General features: G+C 72.3%; 28 protein-coding genes. 6 read left to right on the top strand and 22 right to left on the bottom strand.

What is annotated here, in order from left to right:
* Positions 1-2 precede the first annotated feature (2 nt).
* The 6 genes from OG417_RS06660 to OG417_RS06635 all read right to left on the bottom strand — a co-directional run bounded on the left by OG417_RS06660 (position 3) and on the right by OG417_RS06635 (position 6005).
* Positions 3-491 carry a PH domain-containing protein gene (locus OG417_RS06660; protein ID WP_329251244.1) on the bottom strand — a complete coding sequence of 163 codons (489 nt, stop codon included), beginning with the start codon at positions 489-491 and terminating at the stop codon, positions 3-5.
* An 81-nt stretch (positions 492-572) separates the two neighbouring features.
* Positions 573-1220, bottom strand: coding sequence for a hypothetical protein (locus tag OG417_RS06655; RefSeq protein ID WP_329251241.1), 648 nt, complete (start codon positions 1218-1220; stop codon positions 573-575).
* A gap of 87 nt (positions 1221-1307) precedes the next feature.
* The gene (locus OG417_RS06650; protein ID WP_329251237.1) at positions 1308-3845 is read right to left on the bottom strand and encodes an FtsK/SpoIIIE domain-containing protein; all 2538 of its coding nucleotides are present in this window, start codon (positions 3843-3845) and stop codon (positions 1308-1310) included.
* A gap of 37 nt (positions 3846-3882) precedes the next feature.
* Positions 3883-4143, bottom strand: a complete 261-nt coding sequence (locus tag OG417_RS06645; RefSeq protein WP_285579353.1) for a hypothetical protein — start codon at positions 4141-4143, stop codon at positions 3883-3885.
* A gap of 73 nt (positions 4144-4216) precedes the next feature.
* On the bottom strand, positions 4217-5041 hold the full coding sequence (locus OG417_RS06640; protein WP_329251234.1) for a biotin--[acetyl-CoA-carboxylase] ligase: 825 nt from the start codon (positions 5039-5041) through the stop codon (positions 4217-4219).
* Between the two features lie 37 nt (positions 5042-5078).
* Complete coding sequence (locus OG417_RS06635) at positions 5079-6005, bottom strand: LysR family transcriptional regulator (RefSeq protein ID WP_329251231.1); 927 nt, start codon at positions 6003-6005, stop codon at positions 5079-5081.
* Positions 6006-6088: 83 nt separating this feature from the next.
* Between OG417_RS06635 and OG417_RS06630 the strand changes: the two genes are divergently transcribed.
* A complete protein-coding gene (locus tag OG417_RS06630; RefSeq protein ID WP_329262142.1) occupies positions 6089-6814 on the top strand; it encodes an SDR family oxidoreductase in 726 nt (241 codons plus the stop codon).
* A gap of 27 nt (positions 6815-6841) precedes the next feature.
* Here OG417_RS06630 and OG417_RS06625 read toward each other — a convergent pair whose 3' ends face one another.
* Genes OG417_RS06625 through OG417_RS06615 form a run of 3 tightly spaced genes read right to left on the bottom strand, consistent with a single transcriptional unit; the run spans position 6842 to position 10938 of the window.
* A complete protein-coding gene (locus OG417_RS06625; RefSeq protein WP_329251228.1) occupies positions 6842-7831 on the bottom strand; it encodes an NYN domain-containing protein in 990 nt (329 codons plus the stop codon).
* Positions 7832-7890: 59 nt separating this feature from the next.
* Positions 7891-8331, bottom strand: coding sequence for a GNAT family N-acetyltransferase (locus OG417_RS06620; protein WP_329251223.1), 441 nt, complete (start codon positions 8329-8331; stop codon positions 7891-7893).
* Between the two features lie 30 nt (positions 8332-8361).
* Positions 8362-10938, bottom strand: coding sequence for a phosphoenolpyruvate carboxylase (locus tag OG417_RS06615; RefSeq protein ID WP_329262139.1), 2577 nt, complete (start codon positions 10936-10938; stop codon positions 8362-8364).
* Between the two features lie 134 nt (positions 10939-11072).
* On the opposite strand from OG417_RS06615, the gene OG417_RS06610 reads away from it, so the two are divergent.
* From OG417_RS06610 to OG417_RS06590, 5 genes are all read left to right on the top strand, one after another.
* Positions 11073-12677, top strand: coding sequence for an acyl-CoA carboxylase subunit beta (locus tag OG417_RS06610; protein WP_329251220.1), 1605 nt, complete (start codon positions 11073-11075; stop codon positions 12675-12677).
* 12 nt (positions 12678-12689) lie between these two features.
* Positions 12690-12902, top strand: a complete 213-nt coding sequence (locus OG417_RS06605; protein ID WP_442875661.1) for an acyl-CoA carboxylase subunit epsilon — start codon at positions 12690-12692, stop codon at positions 12900-12902.
* 97 nt (positions 12903-12999) lie between these two features.
* A complete protein-coding gene (locus OG417_RS06600; RefSeq protein ID WP_329251216.1) occupies positions 13000-13293 on the top strand; it encodes a type II toxin-antitoxin system Phd/YefM family antitoxin in 294 nt (97 codons plus the stop codon).
* Between the two features lie 3 nt (positions 13294-13296).
* A complete protein-coding gene (locus OG417_RS06595) occupies positions 13297-13722 on the top strand; it encodes a type II toxin-antitoxin system VapC family toxin (protein WP_329251212.1) in 426 nt (141 codons plus the stop codon).
* Between the two features lie 216 nt (positions 13723-13938).
* On the top strand, positions 13939-15045 hold the full coding sequence (locus OG417_RS06590; protein ID WP_329251209.1) for a YncE family protein: 1107 nt from the start codon (positions 13939-13941) through the stop codon (positions 15043-15045).
* A gap of 14 nt (positions 15046-15059) precedes the next feature.
* On the opposite strand, the gene OG417_RS06585 is transcribed toward OG417_RS06590, so the two are convergent.
* From OG417_RS06585 to OG417_RS06525, 13 genes are all read right to left on the bottom strand, one after another.
* Positions 15060-15413 carry an ester cyclase gene (locus tag OG417_RS06585; protein WP_329251206.1) on the bottom strand — a complete coding sequence of 118 codons (354 nt, stop codon included), beginning with the start codon at positions 15411-15413 and terminating at the stop codon, positions 15060-15062.
* Positions 15410-15841, bottom strand: coding sequence for a MarR family winged helix-turn-helix transcriptional regulator (locus OG417_RS06580; RefSeq protein WP_329251204.1), 432 nt, complete (start codon positions 15839-15841; stop codon positions 15410-15412). The genes OG417_RS06585 and OG417_RS06580 overlap by 4 nt, the downstream gene beginning before the upstream one ends.
* Before the next feature lie 101 nt (positions 15842-15942).
* Positions 15943-18903, bottom strand: coding sequence for a bacterial transcriptional activator domain-containing protein (locus OG417_RS06575; protein WP_329251201.1), 2961 nt, complete (start codon positions 18901-18903; stop codon positions 15943-15945).
* Positions 18900-19757 (bottom strand): hypothetical protein, encoded by an 858-nt coding sequence (locus OG417_RS06570; RefSeq protein WP_329251198.1) that lies wholly within the window; start codon positions 19755-19757, stop codon positions 18900-18902. Before OG417_RS06570 ends, OG417_RS06575 begins: the two co-directional genes overlap by 4 nt.
* 59 nt (positions 19758-19816) lie before the next feature.
* Positions 19817-20233: a pilus assembly protein TadG-related protein gene (locus OG417_RS06565; protein WP_329251195.1), complete on the bottom strand. Its 417-nt coding sequence runs from the start codon at positions 20231-20233 to the stop codon at positions 19817-19819.
* A 63-nt stretch (positions 20234-20296) separates the two neighbouring features.
* Positions 20297-20683 (bottom strand): TadE family protein, encoded by a 387-nt coding sequence (locus tag OG417_RS06560; protein WP_329251192.1) that lies wholly within the window; start codon positions 20681-20683, stop codon positions 20297-20299.
* A 23-nt stretch (positions 20684-20706) separates the two neighbouring features.
* Positions 20707-21174 (bottom strand): TadE/TadG family type IV pilus assembly protein, encoded by a 468-nt coding sequence (locus tag OG417_RS06555; protein WP_329251189.1) that lies wholly within the window; start codon positions 21172-21174, stop codon positions 20707-20709.
* A 214-nt stretch (positions 21175-21388) separates the two neighbouring features.
* The gene (locus OG417_RS06550) at positions 21389-21592 is read right to left on the bottom strand and encodes a hypothetical protein (RefSeq protein ID WP_329251187.1); all 204 of its coding nucleotides are present in this window, start codon (positions 21590-21592) and stop codon (positions 21389-21391) included.
* Positions 21593-21668: 76 nt separating this feature from the next.
* Positions 21669-22583, bottom strand: a complete 915-nt coding sequence (locus OG417_RS06545; protein WP_329251184.1) for a type II secretion system F family protein — start codon at positions 22581-22583, stop codon at positions 21669-21671.
* A complete protein-coding gene (locus OG417_RS06540) occupies positions 22580-23569 on the bottom strand; it encodes a type II secretion system F family protein (protein WP_329251181.1) in 990 nt (329 codons plus the stop codon). The genes OG417_RS06545 and OG417_RS06540 overlap by 4 nt, the downstream gene beginning before the upstream one ends.
* A complete protein-coding gene (locus OG417_RS06535; protein ID WP_329251178.1) occupies positions 23566-24867 on the bottom strand; it encodes a CpaF family protein in 1302 nt (433 codons plus the stop codon). The genes OG417_RS06540 and OG417_RS06535 overlap by 4 nt, the downstream gene beginning before the upstream one ends.
* Positions 24848-25660 (bottom strand): hypothetical protein, encoded by an 813-nt coding sequence (locus OG417_RS06530; RefSeq protein WP_329251175.1) that lies wholly within the window; start codon positions 25658-25660, stop codon positions 24848-24850. Before OG417_RS06530 ends, OG417_RS06535 begins: the two co-directional genes overlap by 20 nt.
* Entirely contained in the window at positions 25660-26466 is an 807-nt protein-coding gene (locus OG417_RS06525) for a hypothetical protein (protein WP_329251172.1), read from the bottom strand. The genes OG417_RS06530 and OG417_RS06525 overlap by 1 nt, the downstream gene beginning before the upstream one ends.
* Positions 26467-26531: the final 65 nt, after the last annotated feature.

Genomic DNA, 26531 nt, shown 5'->3' with positions numbered 1-26531 from the left:
CGTCACGGGCGGATGCCGTCGCCGTCCGTCAGCTCCTCGACGAGGCGGTACAGCTGGTTCTGGGCGTACTCGACTCGCGGGATCTTCTTGAGGACGAGCTGGCCGTTCTCACCGCCGGACTCGACCACGAGCGTGCCGGTGCCGAAGATCCGCTCGATCAGGCTGTGCGAGAAGGACACGTCGTTCACGCGGGTCAGCGGGATGTCGCGGCCGGAGCGGGACAGGATGCCGTGGCGCATCACGAACCGGCGGTTCGTCAGCGTGTAGCTGGTCGTGACCCAGCGCAGGAAGGGCAGGAAGCCGACCACGATGATCGCCACGACGCCGACGGCCGCGACGATCAGGCGGATGAGCGTCTGAGAATCCCCGTCCGGGATGAAGAAGATGATCACCCCCGCCACGACGACCGTGACGATCGCCCAGAAGATCGTCGAAACGAGCGTCGACCAGTGAGGATGAAATTCGAGGATGATCCTTTCATCCTCGGTCAACGAATTCTTCGGAAGACCCATGGCGGATATCTTGACAGAAATCGCCTGGGCGACGTGCCGTGAACACGATGAAAGGGTCGCTCAGGTGGCGACGCGGATGATGATGAACGTCAGGGCGAACAGCCACACCGCCCCGCCGCCGATCGCCCCCGCGATCGCGGTGTCCACCGCGTACTCCTGCTCCTCGTGCGACGTGCGGTAGCGGATCCAGCCGTTCGCCGCGAGGTGGCCCAGCCAGGGCGCGAGCAGCGCCGGCAGCCCGGCGGCGAACCACCGCACCCGGCCCGCGCCGTGCAGGGCCATGCTCACCTCGAGCCCGACCAGCGTCAGGACCACCGCGACGGCGAACCCGAGGACGCCCATCCGGGCGTAGCGGCCGGCGAGGGGGTGGTCGACCGGCTCGCGCACCCGCCGGCGCGCGTCGTTCAGCAGCACTTCGGCGTCGGGCCCGCGTGCGATCCGGTCGGCCGGCTCGGGCAGCGGCCCGGTCACATGCGGGCCGAACCGCGTGGTCAGCTCCCGCCAGATGCCGGCCGCGCGCTCCTCGAGACCGTCGAGGCGCGCCCACTCCTGCTCGACCGAGGCGTACGTCGCGGTGCGCCGCTCCTCGGCCTCGGCCAGCCGCCGCCGGGCGTCGTCGGCGGCGTGCAGCAGCCGGCCCGCCTCGGCCGCCAGCTCCTTGTACGCCCGCCGCGCCGCCAGCGGATCGACAACCTGGTACGTGCTCATGGGTCGCTCGCGCTCCTCACTCACTCCGCGGGCCACCTCGTTCCTCGGCCGCCCACGCCGCTCGCTCGTCACACTCCCTCCATCACGTCACTCACCCTGGTCGCTCAGTACGGTGAACGGGATGATCGGCTGTGGCGCGCTGCCGGTGCGCTGGTCGTAGAAGAGCGCGCGCCGCTTCCGCGGAGTCCAGCTCTGCAACTGCCCGCCCGGCAGCGGCGTCAGCTCGCTGTCGCGTACGTCCAAAGCGACCCACGCGTCGACCGTGCGCACCGGGCCGGTGCGCTCCACGACGTCGGAGCGCAGCCGGTCGACCGTGCGCCACCAGCCGAGCACGTGCATCTGGCCGTCGGGCCCGTGCTCGGCCAGCCGCCGCACCGCGGTGCGCAGCGGTGCCGAGCGCGCGGTCGCCGCGTCCACCGCGAACAGCGCGAAGTACACCGGCACCGGCCGGTCGCCCGGCTCGGGCAGCTCGGTCACGACCTCCACCCGGTGCCCCTCGTCGGCGAGCCAGCGCGCCAGCCGCGCGACGCGTGGGTCCGCCTCGCCCTCGAACAGGGCGAACTCCGCCGACCCGGGCGCGTGCCCGCGGGCCAGGGAGATCACCGCCGAGGACAGCACGTCGTACGCCTCGTCGGCGCGGGTGCCGATCACCGCGAGGTTCCGGCCGGGGTTGCGGTCGAAGCGCACGGTGGCGGCGCTGCCGGCCAGGTCGATCAGCTGGCCCACGACGCCCTCGCCCGGAGGCCGGACCGGCACGCTCATCAGCTCGGGCACGTGGGCGCCGTCGAAGATGCGCGGCGGCGCGAGCTGCTCGGGCCGCTGCTGCCACAACTCGCGCTGGAGCTTGTCGAAGGTGCCGGGCGCCCCGGCGTCAGGCAGCCGGGCCACGCGGTTGGCCTGGCGCGCGCCCGACTCGGCGTTGACCACGGCGCAGAACCGCGCGACCTGCTGGGCGGCGAGGTTGTCATCGGCCAGGATGCGCCGCGCCTTGGGCAGCGCGACGCGCAGTGTGAACTGGTCGAGGATCGCGCCGCGTCCCCAAAGTGCCTGCACGCCGCCGACGTTCTGGCTGGCGAGGACGAGGTGGATGCCCTGTGACCGGCCGCGGCGGGCGAGGTCGTTGAGGAGGTACAGCGACTCGTCGGTGATCCGGCCCGACTGCTGGATCAGCACCTGGAACTCGTCGATCACCGCGACGATGCGCGGCCAGTGGCCGTCGGGGTCGGCGGCGCGCAGCTCCTCGATCTTGGTGACCTCGTGCTCGCGTGCGGCGGCGCCGCGGCGTTCGAGCTCGTGGCCGAGGAAGCGCAGCAGCGCCAGGCCGAACTCGCGGTCCTGGTTGATGTTGACGCCGATGAGCCGGGCGTGCGGCAGCCACGTCTTGTCGGTGCGCCCGCTGGCCAGCCGCGCGAACGACACGCCCTCCTTGAAGTCGAGCAGGTAGAACTCCAGCTCGTCCGGGCTGTAGCGGGCGGCCAGCGAGCCGATCAGGGCGTACAGGAAGTTGGTCTTGCCCGAGCCCGGCGGCCCGCCGACGAGCGCGTGCACCGGGTCGTCGCCGAGCAGCACCTCGACCGCCTCGTACCGGTCGACGTCCTCGCCGATCGGCGCGCGGACGCCCGGCGCCGACGACTCCTCCCACACCCGTGGCGGCAGCAGCTCGGCGAAGCGCGGCGGGTCGCGCTCGATGCCGACCCACCGCGCGGCGCGCTCGCAGACCGCGCGGACGAGCTCGGGCGGCGGCGGCTCGGCGGCGACGTCCAGGTCGCCGGTCATCGACGTCCGCACCGCGCCGTCCGCGCCGACCTCGATCGTCTCCAGGCCGGGTGCGTGCTCCAGCGCGACGTCGCGGCAGATCACATGGATGCCGCAGGCGGCGCCGGCGTGCATCACGCTCTCCAGGTGGGCGATCTCGTCGTCGCGCAGGCCGCGTACCGGGGCCTGCACGATCACCACCCGCCAGGGCTCCGGCCGCCGTCCGTTCTGGGCGGCGGCGAGCTCGGCGAGCGAGGCGTGGCCACCGCCCAGGACGTCGCGCTGGATCCGCCGGATGTCGCGGTCGAGCGACCCCAGGAGGTCCTTCAGCTCCTCGACCCCGTACACGGTGAGCAGGCCGGGCCGGGACAGCGCGTGGAAGCCGCCGAGGCCGGCGCCCAGCCGGCGCGGGTCGTACAGGCTGATCCGCACCGTGCCCGGCCGCGTCGTCGCGACGATGCGGACCAGCAGGGAGTCCACGATCGCGTCGGCGGTGGCCAGGTCGTCGCCGACGATGCGCAGGTGGCCGGCGTCCAGCAGCGGCACCAGCGCGGGGATCCGGCCGTCGATCGACCCGACGCGGTAGAGACAGGGTCCGTCGTCGCTCGGCTCCGGCTCGGACGGCCACCGTGTCCACGGGGCCGAGGCCGCGCCGGGGGCGACCTCGCCGGCGTACCGGCGCCAGCGTTCGAGGACCGTCTCGGTCTCCGGGCCGCTCGTCGCCTCGGCCTCCGCGCGGGCGCGTTCGACGGCGGCCTCGGACCCGGCGATCGTCTCGTCGAGGTCGTCCCTGCGCGCGCGAATCGTCGCGCGTGCTCGCCGGACGTCCTGCCGCACCGCAGCGAGGAGCTCAGCGGGCTTTAATGTCATTTTGGGGTCCTGGAACGGTGCACGCGCGTCGGTCGACTCAAAGCCCGTCGGAGTATTTGTTGGCCTCTTCCACCGCTGCGGCGATCTGCGCCTGGCATTCGCCGATGCTCTCCACCGCCTGCCCCATCGCCCCCAGGGAACCCTCCAGCGCGTCGTGCTCGCTGCCCTGCGCCACGGCCACCAGGAACTGCAGTGCGGCCTCGGCCCGGCCACCGGCCTCGACGAGCAGTTGCACGGCCTGCTCCGCCTCTTCGCCGGCCTGGGCGATGGCGCCCTTGACCTCCGCAACACTGGCCATGCAAGAACCTCCGGGGGGACGGATTACTTAATCATTAAACCGGCGCGGTGGGGGCCGGTCCAGTTGACGTCAACTACCGGACATGTACGACATCTCCCGCATTGAGACAATGCTCGCCATCGTCCGTGCGGACCACCAGACGGCCGGCCTCCTCGACGTCGGTGGCCTCCCCGACGAGCGCCGAACCGTCGGGCAGCTCGACGCGCACCCGCCGGCCGAGCGTGCCGCACATCGCCCGGTACGCCTCGCGCAGCGGCGCCTCCCCACCCGTGCGAAGCTCGTCGTGGCGGGTCTCCAGCGCGCGCAGGATCGCGCGGAGCAGCGGATCGCGGTCGGCGGGCGTCTCTTCGATGGCCAGCGAGGTCGCGGTCGGGACCGGCAGCTCGTCCGGACGGAGGCTGACGTTCAGCCCGATGCCGACGACCACCCCGGTCTCCACCCGCTGGGCCAGGATGCCGGCCAGCTTGCGGTCGCCGATCAGCACGTCGTTGGGCCACTTGAGCGTGGCCTCGGCCATCCGGCCACGGCCGACGCCCTCGACCTCGGCGAACCCCCGCAGCGCCGACACGACCGCGACGCCGGCCACCAGCGGCAGCCAGCCCAGCCGCGTGACGGACTCCTCCTGCGGGAGCAGGACGGAGAACGCCAGACCCGACCTCGGCGGCGCCGACCACGTGCGGCCCATCCGGCCGCGGCCCGACGTCTGCGCCTCCGCGACCAGCACCAGACCCGGCTCGGCGCCCTCGCGGGCCAGGTCCGCCAGGTCGGCGTTGGTCGACCCGGTCTCCTGCACCACGCGGATCTCACGCCAGAGCCCGCCGGGCCGGACCAGCGCGCGGTTCAGCGCCCGCGCGTTCAGTGGCGGCCGGTCAAGGTCGGTGTACGGGGAGTGACTCACAGGAGAAACCCTAGAGGATTTGACGTGCTCCCCGTCCTCAGGGACGGGCGTTGCTCCTGGACGGACTCGGCGGGCCGGGCGGGACACGGCTCGCGGGCGAAGGCGGCGCGGTGTCGCGGAGCATGGTCGCCGAGCGGACGAGCGATGCGACCGCCGGGGAGCGGCTGCTCGGTGGCCAGGCGATCACCGTGGTGACGTCCGGCGCGTCGACGACGGGCACCGCGACGTGTTCGGGCCACTGCCAGGCACGGCTGGAGGCGGGGATGACGAGCAGCGTCTTGCCCAGCGCCACGAGCTGGGCGAGCTGCGACTGGGTGCGCACCTCCGGCCCGGGCCCGTCCGGATAGGACCCGTCGAGCCGGGGCCATCGAGCGATCGGCAGGTCCGGCACGTCGCGGACCTCCGCCAGCGTGAGCCGATCGCGTGACGCGAGCGGATGCCCCGCGGGAAGGATCGCGACCTGGCCTTCGACGTAGAGGTCCTCGGTGTCGAACCCGGCGAGGTCGTCGAACGGGCGATGCATGAGTGCCACGTCGGCGTGCCCGTCGCGGAGCAGCCGCGCCTGCTCGCCGACCTCGCACAGCAGGACCTCGACCGGTGCCGCACCGGGTTCGTTCGCGAGGGTGTCGAGGAGCCGGCGCAGCAGTTCGTGGGACGCCCCGGCCTTCGTCACGAGCACCAGCGACCGCTTGGCGTCCCCGGCGCGCCGGGTCCGGCGCGCGGCGGCCGCGACCGCGTCGAGCGCCGCTCCGGCCTCCCGCAGTAGCACTCTCCCGGCGTCGGTGAGCGCCACGCCACGACGGTCCCGGTCGAAGAGCTGGACGCCGAGCCGGCGCTCCAGCCGGCGGATCGCGCGCGAGAGCGGCGGCTGAGCCATCCCGAGCCGGTCGGCGGCGCGCCCGAAGTGCAGTTCCTCGGCGACCGCGACGAAGTATCGGAGCTCGCGGGTCTCGAGATCGTCCACGCGAGCAGCCTACCGACTGATACCCGGTGGGTATCACAGCCGACTGAGGCGGTGTTGGACGACGAGTGCGCCGCTCGCCGAGCATCGATCAAGTGAACGACACGAAGACCGCGCTGGTCACCGGCGCGAACAAGGGAATCGGTCTCGCCATCGCCCAGGGCCTCGGGGCGATCGGCTTCACGGTCGCGGTGGGGGCTCGCGACGACGCCAGGCGAGAGGCGGCCGTCGAACGGCTGCGTGCGGCGGGCGTCGACGCGTTCGGGGTCGCCCTCGACGTCACCTCCGACGACAGCGTCGCCGCGGCGGCGGTCACGATCGAGCGGACGGCGGGACGGCTCGACGTGCTCGTCAACAACGCGGGCATCGGCGGCCGGACCGACGGTGGCGCGCAGGACCCGACAACGCTCGACCTCGACGTCGTCCGCACCGTCCTGGAGACGAACGTGTTCGGGGTCGTCCGGGTGACGAACGCGATGCTCCCGCTGCTCCGCCGCGCGGACTCGCCGCGCATCGTCAACATGTCGAGCAACATGGGCTCGCTGACGCTCCGAACGGGCCCGATCATGGCCGCGTACGCACCGTCGAAGTCGATGCTCAACAGCGTCACGGCGCAGTACGCCCGCCGGCTCGCCGACACGAATGTCATCGTGAACGCCGCCTGCCCCGGCTACGTGGCGACCGACTTCACCGGCTTCAACGCGCCGCGGACGCCCGAGCAGGGTGCCGCGATCGCGATCCGGCTCGCCACCCTGCCGGATGACGGACCGCGCGGCGGCTTCTTCGACGATGAGGGCGTCGTCCCCTGGTGACCCCGCACTCGCGCGCGAGGTGATCGGTCAGCGCGGGTCCTTGCCCGAGACGCCGACGCCGAACTCGAACTCGCGGTAGACGCGGGCCCAGAACCCCTCGCGCAGCCAGTCGCGCGCCTCCTTGTACGGGCGCAGCGAGTAGCCGAGTTCCTTCTCGCCCTCGATCAGCAGCTCCTTGTCGATGACCGTGGGCAGCATCTTGCCGGGCAGCAGGTCACGGATGTTGTCGCGGCCCCGGGTGAGGATCCACTTGTGCGCGATGTGCTCGCCGATCTCCTCCATCTGCTGGCGCGACGGACCGAGCTTGGCGACCGACCCCGCCTGGGCGACCTGCTGGCGCACGGACGCCGGAGTCGGCACCGGCCGGGGCGGGCGTCCGCCGAACACCGCGGTGGGCGACGGGATCGGGGGCGCGGCGGGCGCCTCCTCGGTCTCCTCGCGCGTGGTGTCGAGCTCGAAGTAGGGCTTGACGAACTCGGCGTCCACGACGTCGACGGTGTCGGACTCCCAGATCAGGCGCTCGGCCTGGTTGGTGCCGTACGGCGGCTCGACACCCCACAGGTGGATGCGGACGCCGTAGGTCTGCGCCGCCTCCACCGCGGGCACCATGTCCTCGTCGCCGGCGATGAGGATCGCGTCGGTGACCGCTCCGTGCCGGGCGAGCGTCTCCAGGTCCTCACGGATCTGGGCGTCGACGCCCTTCTGCTGGTTGTGCTTGTTGAGGTTGCCGAGGCGGAGTTTGACCCGGGGCAGCGGCGCCACGACCCGCTGGTCGATCGTGGGCACGCGGTCGCGCGCCGCGTCGAACCAGTAGACGCGCAACAGCTCACCGCGCATGCAGGCGGCGGCGCGATCCTCCAGCGCCTTGATCAGTCCTTCGGCGTTCACCCGGTAGGACCGCCGGGAGGAGATGCCGAACAGCAGGTCACCCGCCGCGGCGTAGAGGTATCCGACATCCACGAGGATGGCGAACCGCGGAAGCGGCGAGAGGTGAGGCACTGGGTCGCGAACAGTCATCACCCCTGACTCTAGGTTAAACAGAGCTCTCCGTCCCGGGTTGCTTCCTTTTACCGGTGCTACAACTGCTTGCGCATGTGCACCACATGTCGGCCGTTCAGAGACTCTCGTCCCGTCTCACGGTAGCCCAGCGACTCGTACAGCCCGATGTTGGAGACCATCTTCTCGTTCGTGTAGAGCCGCAGCGCGGACAGGCCCAGCGACCGGGCCCGGAACTCGGCGAACGCCATGAGCCGCCGCCCCAGTCCGCGTCCCTGCCGGTCGGGCCGGACCGCGACGTTGTCCACCAGCAGGACGTCGCCATCGGTCTCCAGCACGATCAGCGCGTCGACCTCGCCGTTCTCGAGGACGTGGACGCGGCCCCGCTCGATGAGGTCGCCGTAGTCGGCGACCATCGGGAGCGGAACCGCGCCGATCGCCTCGACCCACGGCTCATAGGCCGTGCGTACGATCGCCTCCACCGCAGCGCGGTCGGGGGCCTCGGCCTGCCTGATGCCCATGACGTCAGTCAACCGCCCGTTCGGCCGGGATCATCCCGTGTTCTGCAGACCCGCGGCGACACCGGCCGCGGCGAGCAGCAGGAGGTCCTCGACCTTCGCCCGCTGGGCGTCGTCCTCGATCCCCGCGCGCAACTCCTGGAGCGCACGCAGCTGCAGGTGGGACAGCGCGTCCACGTACGGGTTGCGCAGCTCCACGGCGCGGGACAGGACGTTGCGGTCCTCCAGCAGCCGGGTGTGGCCGGTGACCTGGAGCACGAGGGACCGGGTCTGGTCGTACTCCGCCAGCACCGCAGCGGCGAGGTCCGGCCGGTCGCCCAGCGCGAGGTAGCGCTCGGCGATGGCCCGGTCGGTCTTGGCCAGGCTCATCTCCGCGTTGTCCAGCAGCGCGGCGAACAGCGGCCACGAGGCGTAGGCCTCACGCAGCTCGTCCATGCCGTCCGCGGCGGCCAGCCCGCTGCCCAGGCCGTACCAGCCGGGCAGGTTGACCCGCGTCTGGGTCCAGGAGAACACCCACGGAATGGCCCGCAGGTCCTCCAGCGAGGCGGTCGCCTTGCGCCGCGACGGGCGCGAGCCGAGGCGCAGGCCGCCGATCTCGTGCAGCGGGCTGACGCGCGCGAACCAGTCGGCGAAGCCCTCGGCCTCGACCAGCGACCGGTAGGTCTGCTCGGCCGCCGCGCTGATCCGGTCGGCCAGCGGGCGGAACCGCTCGGCCGCCTCCAGCGCGCGCTCCTCGATGCCAGGCGTGGAGGCCAGCAGCACCGCGCTGGTCACCTGCTCGACGTGCCGCCGGGCGATCTCCTTGTGGCCGTACCGGGCGAAGATCACTTCACCCTGCTCGGTCACCTTGAACCTTCCTGCGACCGAGCCGGGCGCCTGGGCCAGCACCGCGCGGTTGGCCGGGCCGCCGCCACGGCCGAGCGCGCCGCCACGGCCGTGGAAGAGCGTGAGCCGGATGTCGTGGCGCGCCGCCCACGAGGCCAGCGCCGCCTGCGTGTCGTACAGCTTCAGCGTCGCCGTCGTCGGGCCGAGCTGCTTGGCCGAGTCGGAGTAGCCGAGCATGACCTCCAGGCGGCGGCCGGTCTCCAGCAGCCGGCGGCGTACGGGCGCCAGGCGCAGCATGCCGTCCAGCACCGCCGGAGAGCGGTCGAGGTCCTCGCCGGTCTCGAACAGCGGCACGACGTCGAGCACCGGCGGCTTGCCGCCGACGGCCGCGTGCTCGGCCAGCTCGTAGACGGTGGCGATGTCATCGGCGGTACGTGTGAAGGAGATGACGTACCGGCGGCAGGCGTCGATGCCGAAGCGCTCCTGCACCCAGGCGATGACGCGCAGTGTGTCGAGGACCTCCTCGGTCTGCTCGCTCAGCTCGCCGCCCGCGCGGATCTCGGCCAGCGCCTGCTCGTGCACGCCGGAGTGCTGGCGGACCTCCAGCTCGGCGAGGTGGAAGCCGAACGTCTCCACCTGCCAGATCAGGTGCTGCAACTCCCCGTACGCCTGGCGTACGGCTCCGGCCTCGACCAGGGAGTCCTGGACGATGCGCAGGTCGGCGAGCAGGTCGGCCGGCGCGCGGTAGCCCAGGTCGGCGTTGCGCTTCCGGGTCGCCTCGATGCGCTCGGCGGCGTAGAGCAGGAGCTGGCGGTGCGGCTCGCCGGGCGAGCGCTTGCCGATGTCGGCGATCAGGTCGGGCTGGGACGCGCGGGCGCCCGCCAGCGCGCCGCGCAGGGCGGCCGAGGCCGGCGTGGTGCCCTCGTTCGGGGTCAGCGTGCGGCCGACCCGGGTGCAGGCGGCGCCGAGGGCGCGCAGGACGTGATCGGCCTGGACGCCGATCGCCTCGCGGGTGATCTGCGCGGTGACGTACGGGTTGCCGTCGCGGTCGCCGCCGATCCAGCTGCCGAACCGCAGGTACGGGCGGGCCAGCGGAGGCCGCGCGCCGGTGCCGGGGGCCAGCGCCGTGTCGAGGGACCGGTAGATCGTCGGGACGACGCGGAACAGCGTCTCATCGAAGATCGCCATCGCCGTACGGACCTCGTCCAGCGGGTCCGGCTTGGTGCGGCGCAGCGGCGACGTGCGCCACAGCAGGTCGATCTCCTCCAGCAGCCGCCGCGTGATCTCCTCACGCTCGCCGCTGCCCGCGCGGGGGTCGTTCAGCTCGCGCAGCAGGGCGCTGATGCGCAGGATCGCGGTGACCACGGCGCGGCGGCGCGCCTCCGTCGGGTGGGCGGTGAGGACCGGGTGCAGCTCCAGATCGTCGAGGAGCCGGCCGATGCGCTCGTCGCCGATCCGGCGGACCGCGTCGGCGACGGACTCGCGCAGCGGCTCCTCGCCGGTGTCGCGCTCGCGCAGCGTGCGGATCCGCTGGTGCTCTTCGGCGAGGTTCGTCAGATGGAAGTAGACGGTGAACGCGCGCGCGACGAGCTCGGCGCGGTCCAGCGGCCAGCCGCTGACGATGGCGGCCACGTCGTCGACGTCCTTCTCGTCCCTGCGCGCGGCGATCACCGCGTGCCGCAGGGCCTCGACGTCGTCCAGCAGGTCCTGTCCGCCGTACTCGACGAGGACCTGTCCGAGAAGGGAGCCCAGCAACCGCACGTCGGCGCGCAGCGGCTCCGGCATCTGCTCGCGGGCGGAGTTTCGAGTCGACACGCGATTCAGCGTAGCCAGTCACGGTCGGTGCGCCGGATGGCGTCTCGCGGGCTGAGATCAACCCCCATCAGCGGCGCTCAAGAGCGGCTGGCTACTCTGGCGAGATGGCCACGCAAGCCCCAGAGCCACTGCCCGCCGCCGAGATCGACATCCACACGACGGCGGGGAAGATCGCCGATCTGGAGCGGCGCCGCTACGAGGCGGTGCACGCCGGGTCCGCGCGTGCGGTCGACAAGCAGCACGCCAAGGGCAAGATGACCGCCCGCGAGCGGATCGACGCCTTCCTCGACGAGGGGTCCTTCGTCGAGTTCGACGAGATGGCGCGGCACCGCGCCCACGGCTTCGGAGTCGAGAAGAACCGCCCGTACGGCGACGGCGTCGTCACCGGCCACGGCACGGTCGACGGCCGGCCCGTCGCGATCTTCTCCCAGGACTTCACCGTCGCGGGCGGATCGCTCGGCGAGGTGTTCGGCGAGAAGATCGTCAAGGTCATGGACCACGCGCTCAAGACCGGCTGCCCGGTCGTCGGCATCAACGACTCCGGCGGCGCGCGCATCCAGGAGGGTGTCGTCGCCCTCGGCCTGTACGCCGAGATCTTCAAGCGCAACACCCACGCCTCCGGCGTGATCCCGCAGATCTCGCTGGTGCTGGGCCCCTGCGCGGGCGGCGCGGTGTACTCCCCGGCCCTGACCGACTTCATCGTCATGGTCGACCAGACCTCGCACATGTTCATCACCGGGCCGGACGTGATCAAGACGGTCACCGGCGAGGAGGTGACGTTCGAGGACCTCGGCGGCGCGCACACGCACAACACCAAGTCCGGCGTGGCCCACCACCAGGCCTCGGACGAGCAGGACGCCATCGACTACGTCAAGGCGCTGCTGTCCTACCTGCCGTCGAACAACATGTCCGACGCGCCGGTGTACGACGCGCCCGCGCCCCTGGAGATCTCCGACGAGGACCTCGAGCTGGACACCCTCATCCCGGACTCTCCGAACCAGCCGTACGACATGCACACCGTGATCGAGCACGTGCTGGACGACGGCGAGTTCCTCGAGGTGCAGCCGCTGTTCGCGCCGAACATCGTGTGCGGATTCGGCCGGGTCGAGGGCCGCTCGGTGGGGATCGTGGCCAACCAGCCGATGCAGCTGGCCGGCACGCTCGACATCGACGCCTCCGAGAAGGCCGCCCGGTTCGTGCGCACCTGCGACGCCTTCAACGTCCCGGTGCTGACCTTCGTGGACGTGCCCGGGTTCCTGCCCGGCACCGACCAGGAGTGGAACGGCATCATCCGGCACGGCGCCAAGCTGCTGTACGCCTACGCCGAGGCGACGGTGCCGCTCGTCACGGTGATCACCCGCAAGGCCTACGGCGGGGCGTACGACGTCATGGGCTCCAAGCACCTGGGCGCCGACATCAACCTGGCGTGGCCGACCGCGCAGATCGCGGTGATGGGTGCGCAGGGCGCGGTCAACATCCTGTACCGGCGGGAGCTGGCCGCCGCCGACGACCCGGACACGCGCCGCGCCGAGCTGGTCACCGAGTACGAGGACACGCTCGCCAACCCCTACATCGCCGCCGACCGCGGTTACGTCGACGCGGTGATCAAGCCGTCGGAGACACGCGGTCAGATCGTCCGGGCCCTGCGCGCCCTCCGCGACAAGCGCAAGACGCTGCCGCCGAAGAAGCACGGCAACATCCCGCTGTAGATGGAGGTCCCCATGGCGCCGTTCCTGCAGGTCGTCCGGGGCGATCCGACGCCGGAGGAGATCGCCGCGCTGGTCGCCGTGCTGACCGCGCGCGCCCGCGCGGCGGCCGCCCCGCCCGCGCCCCGGCCACGCTCGGCCTGGTCGGACCCCTCCCGCCGCCTGCGCCGCCCGCTGCCCCACGGCCCCGGCGCCTGGCGGGCCTCGGCCCTGCCCGACCGGCCATAAGACGCTCGCGTTCGCGACTCTCGGGACGCCCGGTAATCATCTCGACACGCACTGGATTACCCGTCTAGACTGTCTGGACAGAAGGCGGGTGGTCCGTATGACGATGGCGCACGAACGCGAGCCCGGGCAACGCTGGCAGGTCCAGGAGGCGAAGCAGCGGTTCAGCGAGGTCCTCCGGAAAGTCCACGACGAAGGCCCTCAGATCATCACTCGGCACGGGGAAGAAGTGGCGATCATCATCGACATGAGCGAATACCGCCACGGCCGGGACACGAAGATGAGCTTCCACGACTTTCTTCTGTCCGGCCCGGCGTTCCCGGATGACTTCGACACGCTCATCGAGCGCGACAAGGATTACGGGCGCGACGTCTCGCGCCTCTTCGAGGAGTAGGTCGTGGCCTATCTCCTGGACACGAACATCATCTCTGAGCTCCGCAAACCCCGATGCGATGCCAACGTGAGGCAGTGGTACACCTCGATCGAAGGTGCGGGCGAGTACATCAGTTCCCTGGCCGTCGGAGAACTCACGCGGGGCATTCACCAGCTGGCCAGACGCGACGCGCCACAGGCCGCGCGCCTCAGTGACTGGCTCAACGTGATCAAGGAGGAGTACGCCTCTCGGATCATTCCGGTGGACACGGCCGCCGCGATCGTCTGGGGGCGGTGGAGTGCATCGGATCCGGTACCGGTCGCCGACGGTCTCATGGCGGCCACGGCATACGTCAACGACTGGACGTTCGTCACGCGCAACGTCAAGGACGTCGAGCGGACCGGCGTACGGACGCTCAATCCGTTCGATCCTGCCGCGGCCTCGTCCTAGGATCCGTCTCCCGTCTTACCACGTGGCACCCAGGCGCTTCCCGTCTCCGCCCCTACGACACTCCCCTCCTCTTCGTGGTTAACCGCTCACAACCTGTCGCCGAGCGAGTAGAGTCCGTCCTTTGTGGGGAGGTCCCGACGAACGCCCGGTGGCACGGTCGCCATACCGCTGGCGCTCGTCGTCTTCGCCGGGCTGTTAAGCGGATGCCGGTCGCCGGTGCCGTTCCGCGGCCGGCCCGGACCCGATGCCCCCGTCGCCGGGCTCGGCGCGCCCGTGCCGTACGTCCGGCCGACGCACTCGCCTCCCGTGGTCGACCAGCGCGGTGACCTGCCCGACGCGCCGCCAGACGTCTACGCCGCGACCCGGGCGGGGATGCTGAGCCCGGCCGTTCGCGGCATGCCCCGCCGGGTGTACGTCCCGGACGCGCGCGGCGCGGCGGTCGAGGTCATCGATCCGGCGACCTACCGCGTGCTGCGGCGGATCCCGGTCGGCCACGCTCCGCAGCAGGTCGTGCCGTCGTGGGACCTGAAGACGCTGTGGGTGACCTCGCCGCGCGGCCTGGTGCCGATCAACCCCCGCACCGGCAGGGCGGGCCGTACCGTGCCGGTGGCCGCGCCGTCGGACCTGTACTTCTCCGTCGACGGCCGCGAGGCCTTCCTGCTGGACTCCCGGCGCGGACGGATCGACGTCCGCGATCCGGACACGATGCGGCACCGCCGCACGCTGCGGATGCCGTGCGCGGGCCTGACCCGCGCCGACTTCTCCGCGACCGGTGACACGCTGGTCGTCGGGTGCGCGCGGTCCGGACGGCTGGTCCGGGTGGACCTGCGGCGGCACCGGGCGACCGGCACCCTGAGGCTGGCGCGCGGCGCCGACCCCCAGGACGTCCGCCTGTCGCCGGACGGGCGGACCTTCTACGTCGCCGACGCCGCGCGGGGCGGGGTGTGGCTGGTCGACGCGGCCCGCTTCCGCAAGAGCGGCTTCATCCGTACGGGCCGGGGCGCCCACGGCCTGTACCCCAGCCGCGACGCCCGCGTGCTGTACGTCACCAACGGCGGCGCGCGGACGGTGTCGCTGATCTCGTTCGCCCGCCGCCGGGTGACCGCCCGCTGGCGGGTGCCGGTGTCGCCCGACATGGGCGGCGTGTCCGCGACCGGGCGGGTGCTGTGGCTGTCGGCGAAGGCGGACGACGCGGTCTACGCCCTCTCGACCCGCACGGGCCGCCCGCTCCGCAGGATCGCGGTCGGCCCGGGCCCGCACGGCCTGTGCGTCCATCCCCAGCCCGGCCGCTTCTCCCTCGGCCACACCGGCAACTACCGCTGACCCGGTCCGGCTCGTCAGGCGCGGCGCAGGGAGGACAGGCCCCACAGTTCGGCGATGCGACCGTCGCGCACCCGGAAGATCTCCAGCATGGTCGGCGGCGGTTGCCCGGGAACGCCGCGCACACTCGTACGGACGGCGGCGGTGTCACCCTCGACGACCATGTCCTCGACGACGACCTGCGCCTCGGGGAACGCTTCGTGGAACCGCTGCCAGGACCGCGTGACGCTGCCGGGCCCCGTGGTCCCCATCGGATGGCTGTAGAAGTCCGCCGTGAAGATGTCGGTCGCGGCGGCGTGGTCGTGGGCGTTGAACGCCGCGTACATCCGCCGGGCCGCGGACCGCACCTGCTCGGCACCTGGCTCCGTCATGGGGTCTCCTGTCCGGTCACGTTCGCACGGACGCGCCGCAGGACGCGCAGCACGGTCTCCTGCTCCTGCGCGCTGACGCCGTCGAGCAGCCGCTCCTGGTACTCCTGGTGGGACCGCTCCAGCTCGGCGGCCAGCCGTTCGCCGGCGGGCGTCAGCGCGGCCAGGGTGTAGCGGTTGTCCGCCGGGTCGAGCCGGCGGCCGGCGAGCCCTTCGGCCTCCAGCTCCTTGACCAGCCGGGTGACGCTCGCCCCGTCGACGCCCAGCGCCTGACGCAGGTCGCTGTGGCTGGTCTCGCCCGCACGCCGCAGCCGGACGAGCACCTGCACGCGCTGGGCGCTCATCCCCACATGCCGGGCGAACGCCTGCCGCAGCTCGGCCCAGGCGCCACCGAGCTCACGAAAGAACCTGTCCTCAGGCGTCTCTTGCACGATCACTTTATACAGACAACTCTTGATGTAATCAAGAGTATCGGCGACGGGTCGCCGTCACCGGTGCCGACAGTCCCGGCCGCGGGGGCGTACCGGGCGCGTCAGCCGGTGCCGCCGGCGGCGACGCCGCGCCACTGGGGGAGGAGCTCGTCGACCAGTGCCTCGGTCTCGGGTTGCATCTGGTCGGTGTACGGGTCGGCCGCGACGCGTCCGCGGAGTTCGTCGACCACGTCGCGGAGCTGGGCCGCGTCGCCCGTCGCGTGGGTGGCGCGGAGCAGGTCGCGCCACAGGCCCTCGTCGCCCTCCGCCAGCCGCAGGCCCGCGCGTGCCGCCGCCACGGCGCCCCGCGCGTCGCCCTCGTCCAGCTTCATCAGCGCCAGCCGGTGGGCCACGTCGGCGACACGGGCGGTCGCCTCGTACTCGAAGTCCTCCGAGGCCAGCCAGCCGTAACGGCCGCGCGGACGGCCGTCCATCAGGCGCCCGCGGACGAGGTCCAGCGCGTACGCCATGTACGCCAGCTCCGAGGCCGGCTCGGCCGCGGACCGCCAGATGAGCCAGCGGAACGTCTCCCAGTCGACGCGTACCTCCGAGCCGAGCCGAATCCGGCCGCGCTCGTCGTAGTAGAGGTTCGGCCGGCCGCGCGAGTCGCGCCCCAGCCAGTCGGCGACCCGCGCGACGGTCGCGTCCCGTACGCTCGCCGACACGCCGCGCGGCCAGACCGCGCCGCCGAGCACGGTCGGGTGCACGCCCTCGCTGTGCGTCGCGAGGTAGACGAGCACCTCGGTACAGATCGCGCGGCGGCTCTCGTCGAGCGGCTCGGGCGCGTCGATCTCGATCGGGCCGAGCAGGCGGATGTCGACCGCGGGCTGCGTCTCACCGCCGAGCGGCGTCGCGGGCGGCGGGTCGTCCGGGTCGCCGTACGGCACTCCCTCGGTGCGTCCGGCGGTGCGGAACAGCTCGACGACCGCGCGGTAGTGCGGCTCGGGCACGAGCTGCGCGTCGACGTCGAAGCCGAGCACACCGGCGCGCAGCCGGCCGTCGGCGGCGACGTCCCAGGTCCAGGTCGCGCCCGGAGTGTCGCCGGCGACGATGTAGCCGGCCGCCATGCGCTGACCGGTGCGGGCGAGCGCCACGAGCCGCTCGGCCTCCTCCGATGTGGGCGGCTCGGCCATGATCAGGTAGTGCGGCATCCACGCCTCGCCGAACACTCCGCGGCAGCGGCCCGTCAGCACGGAGTCGGCGCCCGAGGCCGCGAGCGCCTGACGGACCTCCTCGCTCCGCCCCTCCAGCTCGGGCAGCGCCTCGGCCAGCGACCGTACGACGCGGATACGGTCGGGCGCGACCAGCGCCAGCTCCTCGTCGAAGCCGACCAGCGTGATCCGCATGTGGTCCGACCAGCGGTTGGTGGCGAGCTCGACGGCGACCGCGGCGAGGACCGCGCGGCGTACGTCGTCGGGGCCGTGCAGCGCGATCAGACCGTGCGCCGCCTCAAGGTCGACGAGGATGCGGCCGGTCTCGTTGGTGCCGATGGAGACCAGACCCGGGTACGGCGCGAGCACGTCGGCGAAGTCGGCGGTCGCCATGCCGTCGAGCGCGGTCATGCTCAGCCGCCACACCTGGCCGTTGTCGTACTCCTGCCAGGGCGCGGGCGGGTTGCGGTCGGCCGGCGCGATCCACAGGTCGAGGCTGTCGGCGCCGAGGTGCACGCCGTACACGGTGGGCAGCGTACGGTCGTCGGCGGCGAGCGCGGCCGACATCTGCCGCAGGCCCAGGTCGAGCAGGCGGGTCGCCTCGGTGTCGGCGCCGAGGCGCAGCGCGTGCTCGGCCGTGGCCGCCTCGCCCTCCGGGCGGGCGATCATCGTGCCGAAGGCACGCCGCCAGAGCTGCTCGCGCCGCCGCCGGCCGAGCCCGGCGAGCAGACCGGCGGCCAGGAGCGAGGCCACGGCCAGCTCCTGCGGCCAGCCGAACGCGGGCGCGTGGACGGAGGGCTGCCCCGTCGGCTCCTGCTCCGGCGGCCGTTCGTGCCGCGGCGTGTGCGCGGGCGGCTGCTGGGCCGGGGGCTGCTGGGCGGGCGGGCCCTGCGCCGGGTCGCCGGGGACGGTCACGTCCGGTCCCTCGTCGATCGGGGGCCGACCGGCCTCGCGGTCGGCGCGGTCGTCGCGCGCCTCCTGCTGCGCGGCGTGCCGCGCGGCCTCGACGGCCTGCTGCTCGGTGTTGACGTACCCGTGGTGGTGGACGCCGCCCGGAACCTGCGAGTGCGGGACGCCGTGCTCGTGCTGCCCGTCGTGCGGGCCCTTATCGATGATCTCCACGTGGGTCGCGTCGGCGGGCATGTCGAGCACCCAGCCGGGGCGGATCAGGCTGGCCATGGTGAGACGCGTGCCGTCGGGCTGCAGCTTGCCCTTGTTGAGCGAGTAGATCTCGCGGTAGCGCCGGCCGTCGCCCAGACACTTCTCGGCGATCTCCCACAGGCTCTCGTGGTGCCGTCCGGCCGGCGGGCGGACACGGTAGATCTTCCGGACGGCGTTCTTCTCCATCAGGGCCGGGTTGTCCTGGCTCTGGCCCTGGTCCTGGTCGGCCGCGGGCTCGGCCGTGCGCGGGGGCTCGCGGTGCTGGGGCGTCACGTGCTGCTGGATGTGTGTCGAACGGACACCGGTGATCACCGGCATGACCGCCGTGGTCGCGGTGAACAGCAGCAACGCCGCGACGACCAGCCGGTGCGCGAGCGCCTGCGGGCCACCGGCGAGCGGCACACGGGCCGGCACTCCGACGCCACGGATCCCGGCGTACGCCTCGACCAGCACGCACGCGGTCAGCTGGATCCAGGCGAGCCACACGACGATGACCAGCACGTGCATGAGCGCGGTCGCGTCGAGCCGCTGGGTGAGCGTCTCGGTCGAGGGCAGCTTGTGCGGGATGGGCGAGCCGAAGAAGGTCAGCAGGGCGAAGGGGACGCCGAGAAGCAACGCCGCGAGCGCGGCCATCGCAAGGATCCCGGCCAGGACGTCACCGGTGCTCCGCCCCCGGTCGATGCGGACCGGGGGCCGCTGGATCGAGCTCATCGGACGCGCGGCGTCAGGACTCCGGCCCGCCGGCCGGGGAGAGAACGCCGCTCCCTCCTCGGAATCTCGGAGACGGCCGAGGGGGGAATCCCGGAAGCGGCCGAAGGCGTGCCCAGTGCCGGACGCCGGGCAGCGGCCGGCCGCCCTCGGGAGACATGCCGCGCCAGCAGCCCGGCAGTGACCTCACCCAGGTGAAGAACGCCCGGTTCGGCACGGCGGACCACCGGCCGCCCCACCAGGACACGCGAGGCGTACGCTCCCTGGTCGCCAGAACACTCGACGTCATCGGCCGGAGCGACGAGGAAACGCGCCGCCATCCGACGACCTGGCCTCGCGGGCATCCGACGGCCCTCAGCCACGAGCGACCCGCCACCCGGCTCCACCACGGCCACCGAGCACGGACCGTACGACGCCGCCTCCGGGTCGGCCGCCCCTGTAATCGCGGGTTCCGCCTCTTCGACGGCCACCGGCCGGGCCGCCGTGCACGGACCGTAGACGGGCCGTGCCGTCGAAGCGGGCTCCAGGAGGCCGGCCGGGACGCGGCGCGGCCGGACGGCCGGCGCGCTCGCCGCCCATGGCAGGCCGGAGGCCGGGGCGTAGGTCTCCTGGCCGGCGACGGGGGTGAGAAGGAGACGGGCCAGCGTCCGGCGGCCCGGGCCGGTGAAGGTGCCGCGGCCCGAAGCCGTGAGCATCCCGCCGCCCGGAGCGGCGACCGGCAGGCCGCGGTCGTCGCGGAGCCACGACCGGTCCGCCGCCGGGGCCGGGGTCAGGTGCCCGTCGCGCAAGGCGGGAAGGCCGCCCTCGGACGGGTGGTGGCCGCGCGGGACGGCCGACCGGCGAACCGCGAACCTCAACCTGATCACTCCTCTGCGTAGGACCGGATGGCGAGCCCCGTCTGGGCGGGGCCGGGATGTCAGATCCCCTCCTGTGGATGGGCCGATGCCGCTGAGGACATTGTCATGTCCGAGAAGCCGAAAGCGCTAAGCAGTTGGAACTTCACCCGAATGTGGACGATCACCCGCGCGGCCTCACCGCCGGAGGTGTCGCACTGGATCGGGCCCGTCACCTCGGGATACTTGCTCGCGAGCAGCCGCGCGCGACGGCACGGGGCGTCGGTGGCCAGAATTCGCGCCTTGCCGGTACGGCGGAGGTAGGCGACGTCGATGTCGTCCGCGGCGGCGCGGGCGGCCTGCTCGGCGATGTCCGCGGCGCGCTGGCGGGCGTGGATGGTCAGGCCGCCGTCGACGAGCAGCCCGGCCAGGACGAGCACGAACACGGCGAAGATCGTCGTGAACAGCGCGACCGTTCCCCGGTCACCCCGCGCTTTCATGAGCCCTCCTTCGTCGGAGGAGAGACCAGGCGCGGTGTTCTTTGATTCGCTCGCTTCGCTCGCTCATTCGATTCTCCGGAACGTGTCGATCGGCGCCGTCGCGGTGCCGGTCATCGTGCGGGAGGGCCGGAAGCCGATGAGCGACAGGCCGGTCAGGTCGATGTCGCAGTGGACCGCCACCGAGACCTGGCCGCCTCGACGCCACTGGGAGAAGTCGACTGTGGTGTCCGGCAGCCGGCGGCACCACTTGCGGCCGCTGAGCGTCTCGCCTGCGGCGTCCTCCGCGGCCTTGTTCGCGCCCGCGGTCGTACGGGCGAGGGAGGCGGCCCGCGCGGCGTCGCGGGCGGCACCGTCGACCTGGCTCTGCGCCTCGACCACCCGGCCCAGCCCGACCATGACCATCATGAAGGCCACGAGCACCGGCGTCAGCAGCGCCAGCTCGAGGGCCATCGTCCCCGCGTCACGTCTCTTGGCTATTCGCATTGGTCGAGACCGTTGTCGGGCCGATAGCACTCGACCGGGCCGCTCGAGTGCTCGCTGACGTAGAACCGGAAGAACGGCACGACGGGCACGGCGTAACCGCCGACGGTGACTCCGCGCACGTGCTCCCCCACGTTCTCCTCCGGGACCGCATCCACCTTCGTCAGCAGCTGCGGGCCGATCTTGTTGACGTAGTCGATCCCCTCCGACCTCGCCGCCGACCGCCAGTCACCCGTGCGCTGCTCGCGGGCGACCCGCGCGGCCGACTGCGCGGCGGCGAGCGCGACGTGCCGGGCGTTGAATACGAGGGCGAACTGGACGACGAACAGAATGACGAGAAGCAGAACGGGCGTCAGCAGGGCGAGTTCGAGGGTGTTCGCACCCCGATCGCGCCGCCCGCGGGTCGACGCGCGGCCGGCCGTACGCACCCCGTACTTCCCGCCCCCATGCTTGCCGCGCATTCTTGTCACATCAAATCCTACGAATTAGCTCTAAAAGCTGTCAACCATTTATCGATGGCCGCGACCGGCCGCCGGTACAGGCCGTTCTCAGCGTGGAAACACCGGCATATCGGCGTACGCACATTTCAGGCGCCTCGACCAGAGAACGGCCGGGAGGAACGGCGCCGCCATGACGCGCACGTCCGCGCGCTCCCGCGATCTGGTTGCCTCCGCGTCAGTTACCGGGGCCGTTGTTGACGTTGATCTTGTTCGCCGCGGCCGTGACGCGCCGGTAGATGACCCAGCCCACGGTGATGGCGATGAGAGCGAGAATTCCGGTGATGATCGCCCACTCGATGGCGGACGCACCACGGGTACGGTCGGTCTCCTGACGCAACCGTTGAATTCGCATTTCAACGTGTGACCGGATGTAGGTCACGAGGGGGTCGTTCATCGGATTCAGCCACTGCATGAGGCACCTCGCAGTCGGGGGAAAAGAACGGACGGGAAACGAGTCAGGAGGCGACCACGCGCATCACCGCCGGGTAGGCAAGGAAGACCAGGAAACCGGCGCACAGCAGAAGCTGGGCGACGAGCATGGACTGGGAACGTTCACCGGCCTTTCCTTCGATGTCGGCGAGCTGACGGCTGCGCATGCTGGCCGCGCGGGCGGAGAGCGACTGGCGCACCTTCGCCCCGTCGTCGGCCACCAGGGCCAGGGCGGCGGACAGGTCGCGCAGCTCGTCGACGTTGACGTCGTCACCGAGCCGGCCCAGCGCCTGCCAGGGCGTGATCCCGGTGATCCGGGCGTTCGACAGGGCGTCGCGGATGCGGCGTACGGCCCAGCCGTCGCCGACGTTCGCCGCGGTCATCAGCGCCTCGGGCACGCCACGGCCGCCGGCGAGGTTCATCGCGACCAGGTCGAGGAAGGCGCTGACCGCGTGCCGGAAGTCGCGCCGGCGGGAGCCCGCCTCCTGGCGGAGCTGCATGTCCGGCAGCAGGAAGAAGATCAGCGCGAAGAAGAGGCCGAGCCACACGGGTACGGCGACCACGACGTGGAGCCCCAGCACGGCGAAGTAGGCGACGAGGATCGGGATGAACACGATCGCCCCGATCGCGAGCAGGAACTTCGTGGCCAGAAACGTCTCGAACGATCGGTCCAGCAGCGTCAGGTCCGCGCGTACGGACCGCTGCTGCCAGCCGCGCGCCTCGTAGACGGCGGCCAGCGAACGGCCGAACCGCGCGCGCAGCCCGGTGACCCGCTCGGCCGTGCTCGCGCCGCGCCCGGTCGGCTCGGCCTCCCCGCGCCGGCGCGCGGCGTCGAAGGCGGCGAGCCGGGCCGACAGGCCCGGACGGGGCGGGAAGAGCGCGCGGAACAGCAGGTAAGCGCCGAGTCCGAAGAAGGCGCCGGCCAGCAGGGCGACGGTCATCGGGTACCTCCTCGCGGGCCCGGCACGGTGGGGCTGCCGCCCGCGGGCGTCTGCCCCTGCCAGCGCGCGACGGTCTCGGGCACCTCGCCCGGCACGCCCGGCTTGTCCTGCACATCCGGCTTATCGGAATCGGCCGCGGCCAGGAACCGGTGCGGCGTCTCGTACTTCGCCAGGCGCCGCAGCCAGATGAACCCGACCGCGAACAGCCCGACCACGACCGCCAGCACGAGCTGTCCGGTCACGGAGTCGTACATCGCGACGTACGTGCGGTTGACGACGGCGAGCAGGAGCGCGGTGCCCACCGAGACCCCGACGACGATCTGGACGCTGCGGCGGGTGGTGCGGCGGTTCGCCTCGACCCGGCGGCGCATGTCGAGCTCGGCCCGCGCGGAGTCGGCCAGCGCGCCCAGCATGTCGCGCAGGCCGGGCCCGCGCAGCCGCGCGTTGAGGATCAGCGCGGCGACGACGAGGTCGGCGGACGCGTCGTCGAGGTCGTCGCCGAACATCCGCAGGGCGTCGGCGAGCGGCACCCGCGTGTGCAGCCGGTCGACCAGGGCCTGCACCTTCGGGCGCAGCGCCGGCGCCACGGCGCGCAGCGACGAGGGAATGGCCTGTTCGAGGCCGACCGCGCCCGCGATGGTGTCGCGCAGCGACTCGGTCCACGCGGCGAGCGCCTCCAGGCGCGCCATCGAGCGGCGCTCTTCGGCCGCGCCGCCGCCGATGCTGTTCCACCCGAGCACGAGCAGCGCCGCACCGATGCCGGCGACCGGCCACCGGGTGACGATGAGCACGAGGACGCCCGCGACGACCGCCAGCGCCGTACGGGTCGTCAGCGTACGGACGATCTCCTCACGGCTGCGCGCCGACGGCCGGCCGGGCCGCGGGCGTACACCGCGGATCGCCACGATGAGCAGCATCACGCCGCCACCGATCAGCGCGCCCGCGACGATCGCGAGTGCGAGGCCCCCCGAGAACGCCCCTGTCACCAGACCGCTCCATGCGATGGGTCGTAGCCGTACGGCACGAGCTCCTGGACGCAGGCGATCGGCGCCGCCGGGCGGGCGCTGCCGTCGGGTCCGGGTTCGAAGATCTCGCTGGACAGCACCCGGCCGTCGCAGCCGGTCACCTCGCGGATGCTGGAGACGAACCGGCGCAGCCGCCCGCCGTGCGCGTAGTCGTTGCGCTTCTCGATGAAGACGACGAAGTCGATGGCGCCCGCGATGAGCATGTGCGTCGCCTCGATCGGCAGCCGCTCGTCGGACTGCAGGGCGTACGTCGCGATGCGGTTGAACACCTCCCAGGAGGAGTTCGCGTGGATCGTCGACAGCGAGCCGTCGTTGCCCTGGGTCATCGCGTTGAGCATGGTGACGATCTCGTCGCCCAGCACCTCGCCGACGATCACGCGCGAGGGGTTCATGCGCAGCGACCGGCGGACGAGCTCGGCCATCGTGATCGTGCCCTGGCCCTCGGAGTTGGGCAGCCGCTCCTCCAGCGCGACGACGTTGGGGTGCAGCTCGGCGAACTGGTCGAGGCCCAGCTCCAGGGCGCGCTCCACGGTGATGAGCCGCTCGGCGGTCGGGATCTCGTTGGCGATCGCGCGCAGCAGCGTCGTCTTTCCGGCGTTGGTGGCCCCGGCGATCATGATGTTCTTGCGGGCGGCCACCGCGGCGCGCAGGAACAGGCCGATCTCCGTGCTGATCGTGCCGTTGCCGACCAGGTCGGCGAGGAACACCTTGCCGAGCCGGGCGCGGCGGATCGACAGCGCGGGCCGTACGGTGACGTCCATGACCGCCGACAGCCGCGAACCGTCGGGCAGCCGCAGGTCGAGCTGGGGGTTGGCGGAGTCGAACGGCCGGCTGGACAGACCGCTGTAGGCCGCCAGGATCTGGATGAGCTCGACGAGCTCCTCATCGGACTCGGCGACCGGCTCGGCCATCACCTCACGGCCGTCGGCGTACCCGATGAAGACCCGGTCGCAGCCGTTGACGTCGATGTTCTCGATCTCGGGGTCCTCGAGGAGGGGCTGGAGGCGGCCGACACCGAACAGCGCGGCGTGCACGCCGGCGGCGAGCTGCTCCTCCTCTTCGGCGTTCGGCGGACGCCGGCCCGCCGCGATCTCCGCCCGTGCGAACTCCTCCAGCACTTGCCCGATGAGAGCGCGCGCGAACTGCCGCTCGTCCTCGGGATTCATCGGGGCGACGCCGTTCGCCGCGTCGAGCCGCCGCTGGTCGGCGAGCCGGGCCCCGACGTCCTGGCGAAGGCGCTTAACGAGGCTGTGGTCCACTTGCCACTCCCTGCGCTTCGCGATCAACCCCCGATGTGGGCGCGACCCGCGTCGCGAGTCCCCCCGCGAGCTGTCGTGCCGAACGGATCAGCAGTGAACGGTCGAGCCGCCCGCCCCACTGGCCCCTCAGCATTTCAGCACCCTTGGGATCCATCGCGAAACCCCCGAGGACGGCAGCGGGAAGTTTCGCGTTCGAAATGATCCGGCCGACCTCCGCTATGGCGGTGCGGTATTCGCTCGGATCGGCGACGACGACAATGCCGATCGGCGGTGCGGAGTGCCCACCGAGGTCATTCGACAATGAACCGATGCGTTCACGCAGGTGAGCGACCTGTTCGAGCGTCGCCCGCGTGAACAGGACGATCATTGACGACTCACGCAGCAGATCGGTCAAGGCCGATCCGGCGCCCAGACGGCCACAATCGGCCACCACATCGGCACCCGGAAGGTTGGCGAAGGCCCGGCCCAGAGGACTCCACAGCCAGGTCAGGCCCTGCGCCTGCTCGGCGCGGGTCAGGCCGACGAGGACGTCGAGCCCGCCCTCGAGCCGCTGTGTGTGCTCCCAGACCTGCTCGGCCCGCAGCCCGCGCCGCGCGGTCGCGGCGAGGCTGAGCATGCCGTGCGCCGGGTTGAGCATGCCACCGCCCTCGGCGGGCAGGCGGTACACCAGGTCACCGCCGGCCTGGTCGCATTCGGCGAGCAGGACGGGGCGGGGCCAGACGGCGCCCAGCGCGATCGCCGCGGTCGTGACGCCCGGCGCCCCCTTGTCCGCCGCGAGGGCGATGAGCCCCATCAGGGGTTACCCGTCGATCGGTCGCGCGGCGACGCGGGCGGGTTTCCGGGCGACTCACCCGCGGAGGGCGTGGTCGACTGCCGGGGCGCCGTCTGCCGCGGCGGCGTCTGCGGGGCCTTCTCCCCGGCCGGCAGCAGCGCGACCGCCACGGCGCCGGCCGAGGACGCCTGCGTCACCTCGGGCGCCTGGTCGACCGGGACGGTCACCGAGACCGCGACCTGGTCGGCCTGGATGTCGTTCTGGCCCGGCTGCACCACGTCGTACACCGTGGCGACCGGGGCGAGTACGGTGCCGCTCTGCGTGCCGCTCTGGCCGCCCTGGGATGAGACGGCGTACAGCGCGACGCGGTCGCCCGGCTGGAGGCCGCCCGCGGGCAGCTGGCCCGGCTTCAGCGCGAGACCGACCACGACGGTGCCCTTGGCGACCGAGGAGCCGGTGGAGATCATGCCGTTGGTGAGCAGCGCGCCCTTGACCAGCGTCACCGTCGCGAAGGTCTGCGTCACCTTGGCGCGGTCTCCCCACGGGATGTAGTCCAGGCCGCCGGTCGAGGAGACCTGTACCTCACGCAGCGCCGACGCCGGGATCCGCTGACCCGCCGCGACCTGCTGGGCGATGCTGATCACCGGGACGCGCTGGCCGCTCGCCATCACGAGGTACGCGCTGATCAGCGCACCACCGACGATGAGCAGCACGGCCAGTGCCGCCATCGCGGGCTTGCGCTCCCGCCGGGGAACGGGGATGCGCTGACCGGTGGCCGTCCCGAGCGAGGGACGTCCGTCGGTCTTGCGATCACTGCTCGTGGTCACAGGCTCTCCGCCAATTCGGCTGTCGGGGGCTGATCGCGTTCGACGGGGACGCGGCGAACCATCGT

It is taken from the genome of Actinoallomurus sp. NBC_01490, assembly GCF_036227085.1.
In the GTDB taxonomy this organism is placed as follows: Bacteria; Actinomycetota; Actinomycetes; order Streptosporangiales; family Streptosporangiaceae; genus Actinoallomurus; species Actinoallomurus oryzae.
This window is presented reverse-complemented; position numbering and strand designations above follow the sequence as displayed.

Bases quoted from the DNA above. Each gene is read 5' to 3' on its own strand.
- OG417_RS06600 (WP_329251216.1), top strand. From the start codon at position 13,000: ATGACGATGGCGCACGAACGCGAGCCCGGGCAACGCTGGCAGGTCCAG.
- OG417_RS06645 (WP_285579353.1), bottom strand. From the start codon at position 4,143: ATGGCCAGTGTTGCGGAGGTCAAGGGCGCCATCGCCCAGGCCGGCGAA.
- OG417_RS06615 (WP_329262139.1), bottom strand. From the start codon at position 10,938: ATGCCGGAGCCGCTGCGCGCCGACGTGCGGTTGCTGGGCTCCCTTCTC.
- OG417_RS06555 (WP_329251189.1), bottom strand. From the start codon at position 21,174: ATGCGCGGCAAGCATGGGGGCGGGAAGTACGGGGTGCGTACGGCCGGC.
- OG417_RS06545 (WP_329251184.1), bottom strand. From the start codon at position 22,583: ATGACCGTCGCCCTGCTGGCCGGCGCCTTCTTCGGACTCGGCGCTTAC.
- OG417_RS06585 (WP_329251206.1), bottom strand. From the start codon at position 15,413: ATGACGGAGCCAGGTGCCGAGCAGGTGCGGTCCGCGGCCCGGCGGATG.
- OG417_RS06565 (WP_329251195.1), bottom strand. From the start codon at position 20,233: ATGAAAGCGCGGGGTGACCGGGGAACGGTCGCGCTGTTCACGACGATC.
- OG417_RS06610 (WP_329251220.1), top strand. From the start codon at position 11,073: ATGGCCACGCAAGCCCCAGAGCCACTGCCCGCCGCCGAGATCGACATC.
- OG417_RS06655 (WP_329251241.1), bottom strand. From the start codon at position 1,220: ATGAGCACGTACCAGGTTGTCGATCCGCTGGCGGCGCGGCGGGCGTAC.
- OG417_RS06575 (WP_329251201.1), bottom strand. From the start codon at position 18,903: ATGAGCTCGATCCAGCGGCCCCCGGTCCGCATCGACCGGGGGCGGAGC.
- OG417_RS06650 (WP_329251237.1), bottom strand. From the start codon at position 3,845: ATGACATTAAAGCCCGCTGAGCTCCTCGCTGCGGTGCGGCAGGACGTC.
- OG417_RS06605 (WP_442875661.1), top strand. From the start codon at position 12,690: ATGGCGCCGTTCCTGCAGGTCGTCCGGGGCGATCCGACGCCGGAGGAG.
- OG417_RS06625 (WP_329251228.1), bottom strand. From the start codon at position 7,831: ATGACTGTTCGCGACCCAGTGCCTCACCTCTCGCCGCTTCCGCGGTTC.
- OG417_RS06530 (WP_329251175.1), bottom strand. From the start codon at position 25,660: ATGGGGCTCATCGCCCTCGCGGCGGACAAGGGGGCGCCGGGCGTCACG.
- OG417_RS06560 (WP_329251192.1), bottom strand. From the start codon at position 20,683: ATGGCCCTCGAGCTGGCGCTGCTGACGCCGGTGCTCGTGGCCTTCATG.
- OG417_RS06620 (WP_329251223.1), bottom strand. From the start codon at position 8,331: ATGGGCATCAGGCAGGCCGAGGCCCCCGACCGCGCTGCGGTGGAGGCG.